This window comes from Agrobacterium tumefaciens str. B6 (assembly GCF_001541315.1).
In the GTDB taxonomy this organism is placed as follows: Bacteria; Pseudomonadota; Alphaproteobacteria; order Rhizobiales; family Rhizobiaceae; genus Agrobacterium; species Agrobacterium radiobacter.
In genome coordinates, this window is sequence record NZ_LMVK01000034.1 from 195,430 (window position 1) to 211,502 (window position 16,073).

A 16,073-nucleotide genomic window follows, 5' to 3' on the forward strand; every position below is an offset into this window, starting at 1 on the left:
CGCGGTTGTTCATGGGAAACCCCGTTGATGACGAAAGATCGATCGCTTGACCCGCTTATATTGCGCCGCAACCACGTCATCGGCAAGCCTGCCCGAAATTCCTCACCATTAAAGGAGCTTTGCCCACCCAAATCGGCCCGCGGGCTTGACCTTGCCCTGCCCTTTCCGCAAAAGGCTCCTCAACGAATTCTTTCAAACGGACAGGTTTCAAGCCATGGGCTTCAAATGCGGTATCGTTGGATTGCCAAATGTCGGCAAGTCCACTCTCTTCAACGCGCTGACGAAAACGGCAGCGGCACAAGCCGCCAACTATCCCTTCTGCACCATCGAGCCGAATACCGGCGAAGTGGCGGTTCCGGATGCGCGCATGAAAATCCTCGCCGACATTGCCGGCTCGAAGGAAATCATCCCTACCCGCATCTCCTTCGTCGACATCGCCGGCCTGGTACGCGGTGCATCGAAGGGCGAAGGCCTCGGCAACCAGTTCCTCGCCAATATCCGCGAAGTGGACGCCGTGGTTCACGTTCTGCGCTGCTTCGAGGATGATGACATCACCCACGTCGAAGGCCGCATCAACCCCGTGGCCGATGCCGAAACCATCGAGACCGAGCTGATGCTCTCCGATCTCGAAAGCCTTGAGCGCCGCACGGAACAGACCCGCAAGCGCGCCACCGGCAAGGACAAGGAATCGCTGGCGCAGCTGCCGCTGATGGAAGCTTCGCTGAAGCTTCTGAACGAAGGCAAGCCGGTCCGCACCCTGCTCTCCACGCTCGATGCCGAAGAACTGCGCATCCTTCAGGGCCTCAACCTCCTGACTGCGCACCCGGTTCTCTACGTCTGTAACGTCGCGGAAAGCGACGCCGTCGACGGCAACGAACACACCAAGGCCGTTGCCGAAATGGCGAAAGCCCAGGGCGCAGAATCCGTCGTCATCTCCGCGGCGATCGAATCCGAAGTCGCACAGCTTCCCGATGAAGAGTCGAAGGAATTCCTCTCCGCCCTCGGCCTCGAAGAAGCGGGCCTCGACCGTCTGATCCGCGCTGGCTACAAGCTGCTTGACCTCATTACCTATTTCACCGTTGGCCCGAAGGAATGCCGCGCCTGGACCATCGAGCGCGGCACCAAGGCCCCGCAGGCCGCCGGCGTCATCCACTCCGATTTCGAACGCGGCTTCATCCGCGCCAATACCATCGCTTACAACGACTATGTCGCCTTCAATGGCGAAGTCGGCGCGAAGGAAGCCGGCAAGGCCCGCGATGAAGGCAAGGAATATGTGGTTCAGGATGGCGACGTCATCCACTTCCGCTTTAATACCTGATCCGGCCCGGAGCAGGGAAAGGCCAAGTCGTTTCTTTTAACGTCTAGGGTGGCACCGCGTCGCCACCGTTTCTTCTCCCCGCCGGGGAGAAGGTGGCCCGAAGGGTTGGATTAGGGGCTAGCTCTCCTGATATCACGACCCTTGCCCCCTCTTCCCGCTACCGCGACCTTCTCCCCCTCGGGGAGAAGGCGAAAGGCGCACCCGCTCGCCCAAACGCCTCTTCACGAATATGACCGCACCCTAGATTTGACCTTTACGTAAAGGGAAAAATCATCTTAGATGCGCCGACCTTGACTGTGCGAAGGGAGGACGCCATGACGCCGGTCGCGACTTATGCCTATGAGGATTTTCCCGTAGGGCAGGAATTTCCCCTTGGACCGCAATCGATTTCCGCAGAGCAGATCGTTGCTTTCGCCAGTGAATTCGATCCCCAACCCATGCACCTGTCCGAAGAGGCCGGGCGCCAGAGCATTCTCGGCGGGCTCGCCGCTTCCGGCTGGCACACCTGCAGCCTGCTGATGCGGATGATGGCCGACAGCTATATCTCGGACTCGACCTCACAGGGCAGCCCCGGCATCGACTACGTCGACTGGAAGAAACCGGTTCTGGCTGGTGATACGCTTTCGGGAAAATCCATCGTGCTGGAGCAGCGCCCTTCCGCTTCGCGCCCCGGCATCGGCCTCGTGAAATTACGCCACGAGCTTTATAACCAGCGCGGCGTTCTGGTGTCGCACGGGGAAAACACCGTCATGTTCCTGATGCGCGGTAATGGAGGCGTTACGGCATGAAACTGGCAGAACTTTCCCCGATCGGCGAACGCGTCACCCTCGATACGCTGCATTTTTCCGCCGAAGACATTATTCGCTTCGCCCGCGATTTCGATCCGCAGCCTTTTCACCTCGATGCCGAAGCAGCCAAGAACAGCGTTTTCGGTGGGCTTTGTGCTTCCGGCTGGCACACCGGTGCAGGCTGGATGAAATGTTTTCTCTCTCACTGGATGAAAGAGGTAAAAAGGTTGAAGCAACAGGGCCTGGAGCCGCCAAAACTCGGCCCCTCCCCCGGCTTTCGCGAACTCAAATGGAAAAAACCGGTCTTCGCCGGAGACGATGTCACCTACTTCGTCACCCTGCTCGACACCCGCCCATTGGAATCAAGGGCCGGCATCTGGTTGAACACGACCTTCAATGAGGGCGTGAACCAGTCTGGAGACACGGTGCTGACCTTCCGCAGCGGCGTGCTGGAGTTCGAATAGGGGCTGGCCCATATCACCCCGCCGCGATAGCTTCAAAGCAGGCATCACGGCGGGCAGGTCAATATGGATGATATTCTCAAGGGTTATGCCGAGGCGGCAACGCCGGAGCTGATTTCCAGATTCGATAATCTCGACTGCCGGGAGATTTACACGCCCGTCATCGACCTGCTGCCGTCGACACCGTGCCGGATCGCAGATATCGGCAGCGGCACCGGCCGCGACGCCGCATGGTTCGCAGCGCAGGGTCACGATGTTCTGGCAGTCGAGCCGGTCAGCGAGCTTCGCGAACCCGGCATGCAATTACATCCATCGGATAAGATTACGTGGCTGGACGACAGTTTACCCGGCCTCGCGAAAGCCCGTCTGCACGGCGTCTTCGATCTGGTCGTCCTGTGCGGCGTCTGGCACCACGTCGACTACGAGGCAAGGCAAGCCGCGATGGAGAGCCTTGCGGAAATGACGGCGACGGGCGGCTCGCTGATCATGTCGCTGCGCCACGGCCCCGCCCCCGAAGGTCGCCGCGCCTTTGCCGTTTCACCGGCGGAAACGACAGGCGAAGCCGCCCGTCTCGGTTTCACGCTAATCCGGCACGCGGAAGTCGCCTCCATTCAGGCAGGACATCGCGCTCTGGGCGTCCGCTGGACTTGGATTGCCTTACGGAAGACGGGATGAAAAGAGCGGGCTGCCGCAGCAGCCCTGATCAGTCTTTCAGCCTTAATGGCCGGAAAATTCCACCAGCGTCCGGACCTCGACACCAAGGTCTTCCAGCTTCTTGCGGCCGCCGAGATCAGGCAGATCAATGACGAAGCAGGCGGAAACGATCTCCGCACCCATCTGCCGCAAAAGCTTGACCGCGCCTTCAGCGGTGCCGCCGGTGGCAATCAGGTCGTCAACCAGAATGACCTTTTCGCCCGGCTGTACCGCGTCCACATGCATTTCCATTTCGTCGACGCCGTATTCAAGGCTGTAGGCGACACGGACGGTGGTGTGCGGCAGCTTGCCCTTCTTGCGGATCGGCACGAAACCGGCCGACAGCTGATGCGCCACCGCCCCGCCCAGAATGAAGCCGCGTGCTTCCATGCCGGCAATCTTGTCGATCTTCGTTCCCGCATAGGGCTGCACGAGTTCGTCCACCGCGCGGCGGAAAGCCCGTGGATTACCGAGCAGTGTCGTGATGTCCCTGAAGATGATGCCCGGCTTCGGATAGTCGGGAATGGAACGGATGGCAGCGGAAAGCTCCGAAGCGATAACGGTCATGGTATTTCCAGTTAAGACAAGGGAAGTGGATCAGAAGGTTCGGACTACCCTATCAACTTGACGGCTGCGGACCAACTAAAAAGGACCGGCGCTCAATCCGCGGGTGACATTCCCTTGATCCGCGCCCAGGCCGGGCAGACATCCTCGAAGGAATGCGACAGGGGCCGCAACGCCTCATCATCCCTGTCATCGAAGCTTCCCGAGACCAGCGCGACGGTCGGTGCGTCATCAATGGCGCCGAGCGTGCTGCCGCAGACCGGGCAGAAAGCCCGGCTGGAATAATCGGAGGATCGGAAAGTCGAGGGCGCGCCGCCCTTTCCCGTCCATGTCACCACATCCCTCTCGAACTCCACCCAGGCAAGGCTGGGCGCGCCGGAATGCCGCTGGCAGATATCGCAGGAGCAGGTGTGCGGATTGCCGGGCTCGCCCGTGACTTCAAAACGGATGGAGCCACACAGGCAACCGCCGCTGCGAATTTTCGTCATTTCCACCATCTCCCCTGAACACATGAAAAGGCCCCCGCGGAAGACCGCAGGGGCCGATGATTGGCAGGCATCTGAATGCCGATCAATGTTCCTTGTTGGCGTAGACCGATTTCTTGGTGAGATAGATCAGCGCCGTGAAGATGAACAGGAACACCATGACCATGAAACCGGTGCGCTTGCGCTGTTCCAGATGCGGCTCTGCGGCCCACATCAGGAAGGCGGAGACATCCTTGGAATATTGGTCCACGGTCTGCGGCGCGCCATCGTCATAGGTCACCTGATCGGCACTGATCGGTGGCGCCATCTTCAGCGACGCCGCGCTGACGAAATACGGGTTGAAATGCGTGCCTTCCGACACTTCAACACCGGCCGGCGGGTCCTGATATCCGGTCAGCAGCGCGTGGATATAGTCCGGGCCGCCTTCCTGATAACCACCGATGATCGGGATCATGTCGATGACGAATTGCGGGAAGCCGCGCTCCACCCCGCGCGCCTTGGCGAGCAGCGACATGTCGGGCGGCGCAGCGCCACCATTGGCGGCAGCGGCCGCCTCATGGTTCGGGAAAGGCGAAGGGAAATGATCTGATGGCACGGCCTTGCGATTATACATTTCGCCGTCGGCGTTCGGCCCGTCCTGGACTTCATATTCCGCGGCGAAAGCCTTCACCTGCTCGTCCGAATAACCGAGATCCCCCAGCGTGCGGAAGGAAACGAGGCTCATGGAATGGCAGGCGGAGCAGACTTCCTTATAGACCTTCAGGCCGCGCTGCAGCTGGCCCTTGTCATATTTGCCGAAGGGTCCGGCAAAGGACCAGCTCTGCTCTTCGGGCTTGATCACCGGGAAGTGGCCCCCGGCAATCGCATGTTCCGTCTTGGTGGCGAGATCATGGCTCTCCTCCGCCGCCGAAGCGACGGTGACGGAACAGCCGATGGCGGCGAAAAGCGCGATGCTTGTTACAAGCTTCTTCATTGTCGTCATCCTTCCTTCGCGCTCAGACTTCTGTGGCCGCAGGCGCGGCACCCGTCTTGGCGGCGTTCTTTGCAAGAACGGCCTCGGTAATCGAATTCGGAATACGCCGCGGCGTTTCGACCAGACCGAGGATCGGCATGATGACGAGGAAGAAACCGAAGTAATAAAGCGTGCCGATCTGCGACATGATGACGTAGATGCCTTCCGCCGGGCGCGAGCCCAGCCAGCCGAGCATGATGGCATTCACCACGAACAGCCAGAAGAACATCTTGTACCAGGGACGATAGACGGCGGAACGAACCTTCGACGTATCGAGCCAGGGCAGGAAGAACAGCACGATGATCGCGCCGAACATGACGAGAACGCCGCCGAGCTTGGAATCGATGATCCAGATGTTGAAGGTGATGGCGCGCAGCATGGCGTAGAACGGCAGATAATACCATTCCGGCACGATATGCGCCGGCGTCTTCAGCGGGTCCGCCATGATGTAGTTATCAGGGTGGCCGAGGAAGTTCGGCATATAGAAGATGAACCACGCATAAGCGATGAGGAACACCGAAACGCCGAGCGCATCCTTCAGCGTCGCATAGGGCGTGAAGGGAACCGTGTCGGTCTTGCTCTTCACTTCCACACCGGTCGGGTTGGTCTGGCCGGTCACATGCAGCGCCCAGATGTGCAGGACGACGACACCCGCGATCATGAAGGGCAGCAGGTAATGCAGCGCGAAGAAGCGGTTCAGCGTCGGATTATCCACGGCAAAGCCGCCGAGCAGGAACTGCTGGATCCATTCACCCACGAGCGGGAAAGCCGTGAAGAAGCCGGTGATGACGGTCGCGCCCCAGAAGGACATCTGGCCCCAGGGCAGAACGTAGCCCATGAAGCCCGTCGCCATCATCAGGAGATAGATCACACAGCCGAGAATCCAGAGGATTTCGCGCGGCGCCTTGTAGGAGCCGTAATAAAGGCCGCGGGCAATGTGCAGGTAAACTGCGATGAAGAAGAACGACGCGCCATTGGCATGCATGTAGCGCAGCAGCCAGCCGTGGTTGACGTCACGCATGATCTTTTCGACGGAATTGAAGGCAACCGTCGTTTCGGCCGCATAATGCATGGCCAGCACGACACCGGTGAGGATCTGAACGATCAGCATCACGGAAAGCATCGCGCCGAAGGTGTAGGCGTAGTTCAGGTTACGCGGGACAGGATAGGCAACGAAGCTGTCATAGATCAAGCGCGGCAAGGGAAGCCGCGAATCGATCCACCTTTCGATGCCGGTGGACGGCTGATAACTGGAATGACCACTCATGAATAACTGTCCCCTTATCCGATCTTGATCACGGTATCGGATGTGAATGCAAATGTCGGGATGGCGAGGTTTTCCGGCGCCGGACCCTTACGTATGCGGCCCGCCGTATCGTAGTGCGAGCCATGGCAGGGACAGAACCACCCGCCGAAATCGCCGGCCTGGCCGAGCGGAACGCAACCGAGATGGGTACAGGAACCGATCATGACGATCCAGTTTTCCTTACCCTCGCCGGCGGAACGGTCGATATCCGTCGCCTGCGCATCGGGGGCAACATTGGCATTGCGCGCCACGGGATCCTTCAGATCGCCGAGAGCGACGGCCTTGGCTTCCTCGATTTCCTTTTCCGTGCGGTTGCGGATGAAAATCGGCTTGCCGCGCCACTTGACGGTGAGCGACATGCCCGGCTCGACCGCCGTGACATCCACCTCGATGGAGGCGAGCGCCAGCGTCGATGCATCGGGACGCATCTGGTCAATAAAAGGCCATGCAACTGCGGCGGCACCGACGGCGCCCGCCATTCCCGTCACTAGGTAAAGAAAATCGCGACGGGTCGGTTCACCCGAAGCGTCGTGATTGGTTACGTGCTCGCTCACCGCTACACCATCCTCTGCGCTGTTTTTGCCGTAAATCGCATGAGTCCTCCCGCTATGATTTGATCCAGGACAAACTCCGTCCCATCGTCCTGGACACAACTGCGGCATTAAGAAACCGCGTCACTCTGTTTGATCGCAAAATATTGACCGACTTGGCAAGAGCAAAGCACACAAAGCCGCCGTAATTCTGCCGGAGGGGGCCGATTTGGCTCGAATTTTTTCGCCGCCCTTGGCAGGCGGGCAACATTGTGCGCATCCATGCCCCATGTTAGGAGACTTCAAGGGAGAGCTCGGAAAGCAGGGATTCGGATGACGGCGAAGCTCTCTTGCATGGTCTCCACGGCAGTGGCTGCCGTTCTGTTTATCGCCAGCCTGCGCTACGTCACCGATTTCTGGCTTCTCGCCTTCGTCACCAGCTTCCAGCTTCACATCGCGCTCGCCTGTATCCTGCTGTCATGCCTCGTCTTCTGGCTGACGCGCGATGCGGTTTCGGCTCTGCTTGTGGTCTGGTCGCTGGCACTCGCCATCCATGCCGTGGCGATGCTGACGGAATTTTCCACATCCGCCACCGCTGCGCCTGATGCAAAGCCGTTTCGGCTGCTATCCTTCAACGTCTTGATGGACAATGCCGCCAATGCGGATGCGATTGCCAACAAAATTCTCGAATCGGGCGCGGATGCCGTCTATCTCTTCGAGGCGGCGGCATTGCAATCGGTTCTGCCCCGTCTGCAGCAAACCTACCCGCACAGGCTGGGCTGTTACACAGGCACATCCGGATGCGATCTGGTCATCCTGTCAAAAAGACCATTGCAGGAAGGCCGTTTCCACAGTCTCAGCGATCTGCGCCGCGACCGGTTTGCCATCGCCCATATCGACCTCGACGGCACGGAACTGACGCTCGCCGCAGGCCACATCACCAAGCCCTATTTCGACGATTATCATCGCGATGAACTGGATGAAGTCAGCGAAATCCTCTTTCGCGTCACCGGCCCGCTCATTCTCGCCGGAGATTTCAACTCGTCCAGCATAGCGCCCGATATGCGCGCCTTTCTCGCCGCCAACGACCTGAAGAAAGCCACCTTCGAACCCGCCACATGGCCGACGGAGGCCGGTCGTTTCGGCATCGCCATCGACCACATCTTCGCCCGCGAACCGGCAACGCTCATGAAAATCACCCGCCTGCCCGATAGCCTCGGTTCCAATCATTATGGCCTGATGGCGGATTTCATGATCGGGAAATAGTCGAAGGCCTTACTGCGCCGCCTCGTCCGCAGCGAGAAAACCACCCGACTGCCGCGCCCAGAGTTCCGAATAAAGACCGCCCTGCGTGACCAGATCGGAATGGCTGCCCTGTTCCACGATGCGCCCCTGATCCATCACGATCAGTCGGTCGAGAGCAGCAATGGTCGACAGGCGGTGGGCGATGGCCAGAACCGTCTTGCCCTGCATCAGCTCATCCAGATTGCTCTGGATCGCCGCTTCCACCTCCGAATCGAGGGCCGACGTCGCCTCGTCGAGCACGAGGATCGGCGCGTCCTTCAGCATCACGCGGGCAATGGCGATGCGCTGGCGCTGGCCGCCGGAAAGTTTCACGCCGCGTTCGCCCACATGCGCGTCGAACCCTTTGCGGCCACGTTGATCCTCGAGCCTTGCGATGAAGTCGTCCGACTTGGCGCGGCGCGTCGCCTCCTGCAACTGCGCTTCGGTGGCGTCGGTACGGCCGAACATGATGTTGTCTCTGATAGAACGGTGCAGCAGCGACGTATCCTGCGTGACCATGCCGATATGGGCACGTAGCGATTCCTGTGTCACCCCGGCGATATCCTGACCGTCGATCAGGATACGGCCTTTTTCGACATCGTAGAAACGCAGGATGAGATTGACGAGGGTGGATTTTCCAGCGCCGGAGCGCCCGACGATGCCCACCTTTTCACCCGCCCTGATATCGAGATTAAGATGGTCGATGACGCCGTTCGCCCGCCCGTAATGGAAACTGACATTTTCGAAACGGATGCTCGGCTTCTTGACCTCCAGCGCCTTCGCGTCAGGCCTATCGACGAGACCGATCGGCTGCGAAATCAGCTCGGCGGCATTCTGCACCGTGCCGAAATTGCGCATGATGCCGTTGAACTGCGTCATCAACCGTCCGAGCAGGAAGTTGAGGCGCAGCACCAGCGCCAGCGTGAAGGCGACCGCACCCGAACTGATCCTGCCGGAAAGCCACAGATCGATACAGAGCGCCGCCATGGAAGTGATCATCACGCCTGATAGCAGCGCCATGGAAGCGCGCACGCCGGTGATGAAGCGCGTGAACGTCATGGTCGCATGCTGGAAAATATCGAAGCCCTGCCGCATGTAGCGGTCATTGGCATCATCACGCCCGAACAGCCGGAGCGTCTGGATATTGCTATAGGCATCCACCATGCGGCCGGAAAGCATGGAGGCGGCTTCCGCCGTTTCTTTGGAATGGTAGCGGATGCGTGGCACGAAATAACGCGCCAGCAGCGAGAAGATCGCCACCCAGACGAGGACGACGACCGCAAGCCGCCAGTCCAGCCCACCGATCAGGAACAGCATGGAGACCGAATAAATGCCGACGAACCAGACGCTTTCCATCAGCGAAGTGACGAGATCGCCCGCCGCCTGCCCGCCCGACCAGACCTTGGTGACGATGCGGCCTGAAAAATCATTCTGGAAGAAGGTCAGCGATTGCCGCGCCACGTGCATATAGGATTGCCAGCGCACCAGATTGTAAAAGCCGGGCGTGATGATCTGCTGGTCCACCAAAGCCGTCACCATGGTGACGATAAAACGCACGATGCCGATCAGTACCAGCATGCCGACCAGTTCGCCGCCATGGGCCGCAAGCAGCCCCGCCCAGCCCTCTTCCGGCTTCACGGTGGCGAGAATATCGACGAGACGTCCGACGAACCAGAAAAGCGCCGCCTCGATGGCCGCCGTCAGCCCGCCCAGCACCAGCATGGCGAAAAAGGGCGCCTTGGCCTGCGAGATATAGAACCAGATGAAGGCGAACGTGCTTTCAGGCGGCCGCAAATCGTCCTTGCGGGCGAAGGGCTTTATCCAGTTCTCGAAAAACTCGAAGATGCGGGTAATAACCATGATCCGGATATAGGAGGATTCCCGGAGCGGGAACAGCCGCCGAGGCTGCGGGAAGAGATTATATTTCGGTAACATTGCCCAAATGAAAAAGAGCGGGGAATGTTCCCCGCCCTTTCGCTTTTCCTCACTCAGCGGCCACTTCCGCCTCATGGTCGGCGATGAAGCCGCCGGACTGGCGCCGCCACAGGTCGGCATAAATGCCGCCCATTGCCGCCAGTTCCGCATGGCTGCCCGCTTCCACGATCCGGCCCTTGTCGAGAATGATGAGCCGGTCCATCTCGGTCAGCGTCGAAAGGCGGTGGGCGATCGCAATCACCGTCTTGCCTTCCATCAGCGAGAACAGGTTCTCCTGGATCGCCGCCTCGACTTCGGAGTCGAGCGCCGATGTCGCCTCGTCCAGCACCAGGATCGGGGCATTCTTGAGGAAGACGCGGGCGATCGCGATACGCTGGCGCTGACCGCCGGAGAGCTTGACACCACGTTCACCCACCTGGGCATCGAGGCCCTGACGACCGTGCATGTCGACAAGCGTCTCGATGAAGTCCCAGGCATTTGCCCGCTTCGCCGCCGCAATCACCTGTTCGTCGGTGGCCTCGGGGTGGCCGTAGGCGATGTTGTCGCGGATCGAGCGGTGCAGCAGCGAGGTATCCTGCGTCACCACCCCGATCAGCTCGCGCAGGCTGTCCTGCGACACCTTCGAGATGTCCTGGCCGTCGATGGTGATCCTGCCGCCTTCCAGATCGTAGAAGCGCAGAAGCAGGTTCATCAGCGTCGTCTTGCCCGCACCCGAGCGCCCGACCAGACCGACCTTCTCGCCCGGCTTGATATCGAGCGTCAGCCCGTCGATCACGCCCTTGTTCTTGCCGTAGTGGAAGCGGACGTTGTCGTAACGGATGGCGCCCTGCGGGGCGGCAAGCTCAGGCGCCTTGGGAACATCTACGATATCGTGCGGCTTCGTCATCATCGACATGCCGTCATAGACCGTGCCGATATTTTCGAACAGCGAGGTGACTTCCCACATGATCCATTGCGACATGCCGTTGACGCGCATGGCAAGGCTGATGGCGATGGCGACCGAACCGGCCGTGACCGAACCCTGCATCCAGAAATAAAGACCGAGCGTTGCAGTGGAAAACAGCACGACCGCATTGTTGAGGTCGATCAGGATGTTGAAGCCGGAAATCTTGCGCATCTGGCGGTGAACGGTCCCGAGAAACACGTTCATGCCCTCGCGCGCATATCTTTCCTCGCGGCCCGCATGGGAAAACAGCTTTATCGTCGAGATGTTGGTGTAGCTGTCGACGATCCGCCCCGTCATCATCGAGCGCGCATCGGCCTGTTCCTGCGCCAGCCGGCCGAGTTTCGGCACGAAATAAGCAAGAATTCCCATATAGATGCCGAGCCAGACCAGCAGCGGAATGACCAGCCGCCAGTCCGCCGCCGCAACCATGAACAGCATCGAAACGACGAAGCTGATCGCGTAGACGAACACGTCGATCACCTTCAGCGCCACTTCGCGGATCGCCAGCGCCGTCTGCATCACCTTGGTCGAAACCCGGCCGGCAAACTCGTTGGCGAAGAAGTTCATGGAGTGGCGTAGCAGGAAACGATGCATCTTCCAGCGCGCGATCATGCCGAAATTGCCGGCAAGCGTCTGGTGCATCGTCATGGTATGGATCGCGCCCATCAGCGGCAGCAGGAATAGCACCAGCCCGGCCATGACGATCAGATGCCAGCCCTCATCGGCAAAAAAAGTCTCGCGATTGGCCGTGGAAAGCCAGTCGACGATATTGCCGAGGAATTTATAGAGCATGGCTTCGGCAATGGCGATGCCCATGGACATCAGGCCAAGCAGCAGCAGCCATGGCCATGCGGGCTTCACATAGTGCCACAGGAACGGCAAAAGCTTCCTTGGCGCCACAGAGGGCGCCGAAGCGGGAAAGGGATCGAGGCGTTTTTCAAACCAGCCAAACATAGGCCAAGCTCCGGCAATCAATCGCTCCATCGTGACATGGTGAGCGGACACAAATATGGCTCACGACGGAACGGAAAAGTCTTTGAACATGGCCGCAACAGCCACATGGTGAGTCGAAATATGGGAAACGCGGCCAAGCCGCAGAGTAACACCTAGGCCAGCAGCGGCACTACTGGGGCCTGGAGGCGAATACGAATGTCATTTGGCATGAGAACCTCCCTTGGCTGGCGTTGAAGACATCGCCTTGTAGCGCAAAAAATAAGCAATGACCAGCCGGAAAGACACCGAATACGCGAGAAAACACGCAAGTGCATCCAATATGGCGAACGGACGGAGATGACCCGCAAGGTCTCCGCCCGTTAAACGATGCCGACGTCGCCTTATTCGGCTGCGTCCTGTGCTTCGCCGCTTTCATAGTCCGCAATCAGCTCGGCCATTCCGGCCTGCGTATGACGCTTCAATTCCCGGCGATCGCTGGGCTGGGGCGCAAAAGTGACGGTGAGGCCCGTATCCCTTATCGTGCCGATGGCGAAAGACGCGCCGGACACCATGCGCACGCCCTCATGCAGCCATAGCGGGTCGGTGGCGAAATGCTGGCCGATGCCGACCACGACGGGAATGCCCTGCCAGTGCGACATGCGGTCGTAATGGATGTGGCCCGCCAGAATACCGACGACATCATGCTCGAACAGCAGCTCGTCCAGAATCTCGGTATCGTCAAAGGAGAGGGATTCCCACTCCGCATCGGGACGGTCAAAATCAAGCGCCGGCGCATGGTGCATCACCAGCAGCTTCGGCAGTTCGGGGTGGTTTTCGAGTTCATCCTCAAGCCATTCGATCTGCCCGGGCTCGAAAGCCCCGCCGACCTTGCCGGGAACGCTGGTGTCCATGACGATGATGTGGATGCCGGCAATGACTTCCGCATGATCGTAAGGTTCATCCAGATTCTCGTGGCGGCCGAGCATGACCGGATAAAACCCATCACGACGATCGTGATTACCGAGCGCGAAGAGCACCGGCACATCCAGTTCGGCTTGCGCCATCAGGCGCTTGAGTTCTTCATAGCTGCCGGCATCGCCTCTATTGGTCAAATCACCGCTGACAACGATGAATTCAGGCGGCGGCACGAGCGCCTTGATCTGCGCGAGCGTCGCGGAAAGCGTGGCCGAGGTCTCGGAATAAAGATCATCATCCTGCACCTGCGGATTACCCACATGCAGATCGGTCAGATGGACGAAATTCACCCGTTCGGACATGGAATCCTCCTGTTATCGCGTGCAGAAAATCCGGCTCGAAATGGCCTGTCCCGACCATTCATGATCGTCCGGACAGACCTGACAATGTGTTGGTGAATGGGTAGCTGCGCTGTGTGTCACGCGAATGAATATCCGCTCGGGAACAACGCCTGGAAGGGCCTTTTCCCCGGCGCACCTGTCGCCCGCCCCGTGCCCGTGATAATCGGACGGACACTCCAACCGCAGTGAGAAGTCCATGCCCGAAATCAGGATCGCCCTTTACCAGCCCGATATTCCCGGCAATACCGGCACCATCCTGCGGCTGGCCGCGTGTCTCGGCCTTGGCGTGGACATCATCGAGCCGGCCGGTTTCGATATTTCCGACCGCAATCTGAAACGGGCGGGCATGGACTACATCGCGGCGGCGGCGCTCACGCGCCATGTCAGCTGGGACCGTTTCGAGGAATGGCGGGCAACCACCGGCCGCCGGCTCGTTCTCGCCTCCACCAAGGCCGCCCTGCCCTATACTGATATCACCTATCGCACGGATGATATCCTGCTTTTCGGCCGTGAAAGTGCAGGCGTACCGGACCATGTGCATGAAAAGGCGGATGAGCGAATCATCATCCCGATGGTGGCGGGACAGCGCTCCATCAACGTCGCCATGTCGGCGGCGATGATCACCGGCGAGGCTTTGCGCCAGACGGCATGGGCGTAAGCGCCATTTTTAACGCCAATTTTTCGGGCAAATACAAAATTTGACCGTTTTTACTTCAAAACTGTCGTAACCCGGCCTGTACCGGGGGCGTTGAGGCTCCTATACTCTTTAGCCGGACAATAAAAATCGCCCTCGCCGGAACCATGCCCCGGCGGGTGTGAGGAGACGTCGCATGCAATCCACCATTGTCATCGTCAACCTTCTCGGCGCAGTCGCACTGCTGCTGTTCGGTCTGTCCCAGGTCAAGGACGGCGTTACCCGCGCTTTCGGCATGAAACTCCGAAGCGTGCTGGCCACCGGCACCCAGAACGGTCCACGTTCCTTCTTTTCCGGATTTTTTGCGACGGTAGCGCTGCAAAGCTCGACGGCGACCGCGCTCACCGTCGCCTCCTTTGCCGAGCGTGACCTCATCAAGCCGCGCATGGCGCAGGTGGTGCTGCTCGGCGCCAATGTCGGCACCGCCGTTACCGCATGGATCGTGGCGGCCGGGGTGGAATGGCTGTCGCCGCTGCTGATCCTTGCCGGCATCGTACTGAAAAAGGGCAGTTCCAACGCCAGACAGGGCGGCGGGACGGCGCTGATCGGCATCGGCCTGATGCTTTTGTCACTGCATCTTTTAAGCGGCGCGACCGAACCGATGCGGGCCTCGCCGGCGCTCGGCGTCTTCATCGGGCTCCTTGATGGAGCATGGCCCGTCGCGCTGATCTTCTCCGCCGTGCTCGCCTTCGTCTCCTCTTCCAGCCTTGCCGTCGTGGTGCTCATTCTGTCGCTGGCCGCCACCGGCACGCTTTCCACCGGCCTCATCATCGTTCTCATTCTCGGCGCCAATCTCGGCGGCGCCATTCCGCCTGTTATCGCCACACTTTCCGGCCCCGCCTCGGCGCGACGCATCACCATCGGCAATCTTGTCGTGCGAACCATCGGCTGCCTCATTGCCATGCCGCTCGCTTCCTATGGCGCGGAACTCCTGCAGCAATTACCGCTTTCGCCCACGAAATTGCCTGTTGATGCCCACCTCATCTTCAACGTCATTCTGGCGGCGCTGGCCTGGCCCTTCTCCGGCCTGATATCCGACCTGATGGCGAAACTGGTGCCGGGCGATCCCAAGGCTGAAGACGGCCCGAATTTCCTCGACCAGCAGGCGCTGGATATGCCGGTTGTCGCGCTTGCCAATGCTACCCGTGAGGTCCTGAGCGTCGGCGACAGCATCGGGCGGATGCTGATCCGCGCCGAAAACGCCTTCAAGCACAATGATCTGGCGCCGCTTCAGGAAGTCTCCCTGCTCGAAAAAAAGGTCGACCGCCGCCAGCAGGAGGGGAAGGTCTATCTGTCGCAACTGGGGCGCAAGGGGCTTTCCGACGAGGAAGCCCGCCGTTCGATCGCCATCATCGATTACGCGATCAATCTCGAACATATCGGCGATATCATCGAAAAGGGCATCTGCGAGCAGATTCGCAAGAAGGTGCTGAACAGCTTCAAATTTTCCGATGACGGTTATGAGGAGCTGAAAACCCTGTTCGACATGACCATCGAGAACCTGCGCGCCGCCCAGAGCATTCTGGTGACCGGCGATTTCGATCTCGCCCGCCGGCTGATGGAAAGCAAGGTGGATATACGCCGCCTCGAAAAACAGTCCTCCAACCGGCATCTGGAGCGGCTGCGCGACGGGCTGACGGAAAGCATGCAGACCAGTTCGCTGCATCTAGACATGCTGCGGGATTTGAAGCGCATCAACGCCCATATCGTTTCGGTGGCGCATCCCATTCTGGATGAAAGCGGTGTGCTGATCGAAAGCCGCCTGCGTTACGCGGAGCCGCGTGCCTGAGCATTTCCAGGAAAAGTGG

Annotated in this window: 15 protein-coding genes; 7 read left to right on the plus strand and 8 right to left on the minus strand. The window is 59.7% G+C overall.

Annotation, left to right across the window (positions count from 1 at the left end; genetic code table 11):
* The first annotated feature begins 214 nt into the window (after window positions 1–214).
* The 4 genes from ychF (at window position 215) to ASB65_RS20055 (ending at window position 3,242) form a co-directional block, all read left to right on the plus strand.
* A complete protein-coding gene (ychF, locus tag ASB65_RS20040; protein WP_060725154.1) occupies window positions 215–1,318 on the plus strand; it encodes a redox-regulated ATPase YchF in 1,104 nt (367 codons plus the stop codon).
* Window positions 1,319–1,632: 314 nt separating this feature from the next.
* A complete protein-coding gene (locus tag ASB65_RS20045) occupies window positions 1,633–2,106 on the plus strand; it encodes a MaoC family dehydratase (RefSeq protein ID WP_004430261.1) in 474 nt (157 codons plus the stop codon).
* Window positions 2,103–2,570: a MaoC family dehydratase gene (locus tag ASB65_RS20050; protein ID WP_004430258.1), complete on the plus strand. Its 468-nt coding sequence runs from the start codon at window positions 2,103–2,105 to the stop codon at window positions 2,568–2,570. The genes ASB65_RS20045 and ASB65_RS20050 overlap by 4 nt, the downstream gene beginning before the upstream one ends.
* A 63-nt stretch (window positions 2,571–2,633) precedes the next feature.
* Window positions 2,634–3,242 (plus strand): class I SAM-dependent methyltransferase, encoded by a 609-nt coding sequence (locus tag ASB65_RS20055; RefSeq protein WP_060725155.1) that lies wholly within the window; start codon window positions 2,634–2,636, stop codon window positions 3,240–3,242.
* Between the two features lie 42 nt (window positions 3,243–3,284).
* On the opposite strand, the gene ASB65_RS20060 is transcribed toward ASB65_RS20055, so the two are convergent.
* From ASB65_RS20060 to petA, 5 genes are all read right to left on the minus strand, one after another.
* Window positions 3,285–3,827, minus strand: a complete 543-nt coding sequence (locus ASB65_RS20060) for an adenine phosphoribosyltransferase (RefSeq protein WP_003494623.1) — start codon at window positions 3,825–3,827, stop codon at window positions 3,285–3,287.
* Between the two features lie 92 nt (window positions 3,828–3,919).
* Window positions 3,920–4,312, minus strand: a complete 393-nt coding sequence (locus tag ASB65_RS20065) for a GFA family protein (RefSeq protein ID WP_060725156.1) — start codon at window positions 4,310–4,312, stop codon at window positions 3,920–3,922.
* Window positions 4,313–4,394: 82 nt separating this feature from the next.
* Window positions 4,395–5,282, minus strand: a complete 888-nt coding sequence (locus ASB65_RS20070; protein ID WP_004430247.1) for a cytochrome c1 — start codon at window positions 5,280–5,282, stop codon at window positions 4,395–4,397.
* 22 nt (window positions 5,283–5,304) lie between these two features.
* Complete coding sequence (locus ASB65_RS20075; protein WP_004430245.1) at window positions 5,305–6,588, minus strand: cytochrome b; 1,284 nt, start codon at window positions 6,586–6,588, stop codon at window positions 5,305–5,307.
* A 14-nt stretch (window positions 6,589–6,602) separates the two neighbouring features.
* A complete protein-coding gene (petA, locus tag ASB65_RS20080) occupies window positions 6,603–7,181 on the minus strand; it encodes a ubiquinol-cytochrome c reductase iron-sulfur subunit (protein WP_035212667.1) in 579 nt (192 codons plus the stop codon).
* Window positions 7,182–7,490: 309 nt separating this feature from the next.
* Between petA and ASB65_RS20085 the strand changes: the two genes are divergently transcribed.
* A complete protein-coding gene (locus ASB65_RS20085) occupies window positions 7,491–8,423 on the plus strand; it encodes an endonuclease/exonuclease/phosphatase family protein (RefSeq protein ID WP_020808682.1) in 933 nt (310 codons plus the stop codon).
* A 9-nt stretch (window positions 8,424–8,432) separates the two neighbouring features.
* On the opposite strand, the gene ASB65_RS20090 is transcribed toward ASB65_RS20085, so the two are convergent.
* The 3 genes from ASB65_RS20090 to ASB65_RS20100 form a co-directional block, all read right to left on the minus strand.
* Window positions 8,433–10,451 (minus strand): ABC transporter ATP-binding protein, encoded by a 2,019-nt coding sequence (locus ASB65_RS20090; protein ID WP_376903826.1) that lies wholly within the window; start codon window positions 10,449–10,451, stop codon window positions 8,433–8,435.
* Window positions 10,426–12,276: an ABC transporter ATP-binding protein gene (locus tag ASB65_RS20095; protein ID WP_004430237.1), complete on the minus strand. Its 1,851-nt coding sequence runs from the start codon at window positions 12,274–12,276 to the stop codon at window positions 10,426–10,428. Before ASB65_RS20095 ends, ASB65_RS20090 begins: the two co-directional genes overlap by 26 nt.
* 380 nt (window positions 12,277–12,656) lie before the next feature.
* Window positions 12,657–13,532, minus strand: coding sequence for a phosphodiesterase (locus tag ASB65_RS20100; RefSeq protein ID WP_004430233.1), 876 nt, complete (start codon window positions 13,530–13,532; stop codon window positions 12,657–12,659).
* 235 nt (window positions 13,533–13,767) lie between these two features.
* Here ASB65_RS20100 and ASB65_RS20105 point away from each other — a divergent pair, with 235 nt between their 5' ends.
* Both ASB65_RS20105 and ASB65_RS20110 read left to right on the plus strand, forming a co-directional pair.
* Window positions 13,768–14,229: a tRNA (cytidine(34)-2'-O)-methyltransferase gene (locus ASB65_RS20105; protein WP_004430229.1), complete on the plus strand. Its 462-nt coding sequence runs from the start codon at window positions 13,768–13,770 to the stop codon at window positions 14,227–14,229.
* 172 nt (window positions 14,230–14,401) lie between these two features.
* Window positions 14,402–16,054, plus strand: coding sequence for a Na/Pi cotransporter family protein (locus ASB65_RS20110; RefSeq protein WP_060725157.1), 1,653 nt, complete (start codon window positions 14,402–14,404; stop codon window positions 16,052–16,054).
* The last annotated feature ends 19 nt before the right edge of the window (window positions 16,055–16,073 follow it).

Excerpts from the sequence above, each read along its gene's own strand:
- ychF (WP_060725154.1), top strand. The coding sequence starts at position 215 with ATGGGCTTCAAATGCGGTATCGTTGGATTGCCAAATGTCGGCAAGTCC.
- ASB65_RS20045 (WP_004430261.1), top strand. The coding sequence starts at position 1,633 with ATGACGCCGGTCGCGACTTATGCCTATGAGGATTTTCCCGTAGGGCAG.
- ASB65_RS20050 (WP_004430258.1), top strand. The coding sequence starts at position 2,103 with ATGAAACTGGCAGAACTTTCCCCGATCGGCGAACGCGTCACCCTCGAT.
- ASB65_RS20055 (WP_060725155.1), top strand. The coding sequence starts at position 2,634 with ATGGATGATATTCTCAAGGGTTATGCCGAGGCGGCAACGCCGGAGCTG.
- ASB65_RS20060 (WP_003494623.1), bottom strand. The coding sequence starts at position 3,827 with ATGACCGTTATCGCTTCGGAGCTTTCCGCTGCCATCCGTTCCATTCCC.
- ASB65_RS20065 (WP_060725156.1), bottom strand. The coding sequence starts at position 4,312 with ATGACGAAAATTCGCAGCGGCGGTTGCCTGTGTGGCTCCATCCGTTTT.
- ASB65_RS20070 (WP_004430247.1), bottom strand. The coding sequence starts at position 5,282 with ATGAAGAAGCTTGTAACAAGCATCGCGCTTTTCGCCGCCATCGGCTGT.
- ASB65_RS20075 (WP_004430245.1), bottom strand. The coding sequence starts at position 6,588 with ATGAGTGGTCATTCCAGTTATCAGCCGTCCACCGGCATCGAAAGGTGG.
- ASB65_RS20085 (WP_020808682.1), top strand. The coding sequence starts at position 7,491 with ATGACGGCGAAGCTCTCTTGCATGGTCTCCACGGCAGTGGCTGCCGTT.
- ASB65_RS20090 (WP_376903826.1), bottom strand. The coding sequence starts at position 10,451 with ATGAGGCGGAAGTGGCCGCTGAGTGAGGAAAAGCGAAAGGGCGGGGAA.
- ASB65_RS20095 (WP_004430237.1), bottom strand. The coding sequence starts at position 12,276 with ATGTTTGGCTGGTTTGAAAAACGCCTCGATCCCTTTCCCGCTTCGGCG.
- ASB65_RS20100 (WP_004430233.1), bottom strand. The coding sequence starts at position 13,532 with ATGTCCGAACGGGTGAATTTCGTCCATCTGACCGATCTGCATGTGGGT.
- ASB65_RS20105 (WP_004430229.1), top strand. The coding sequence starts at position 13,768 with ATGCCCGAAATCAGGATCGCCCTTTACCAGCCCGATATTCCCGGCAAT.
- ASB65_RS20110 (WP_060725157.1), top strand. The coding sequence starts at position 14,402 with ATGCAATCCACCATTGTCATCGTCAACCTTCTCGGCGCAGTCGCACTG.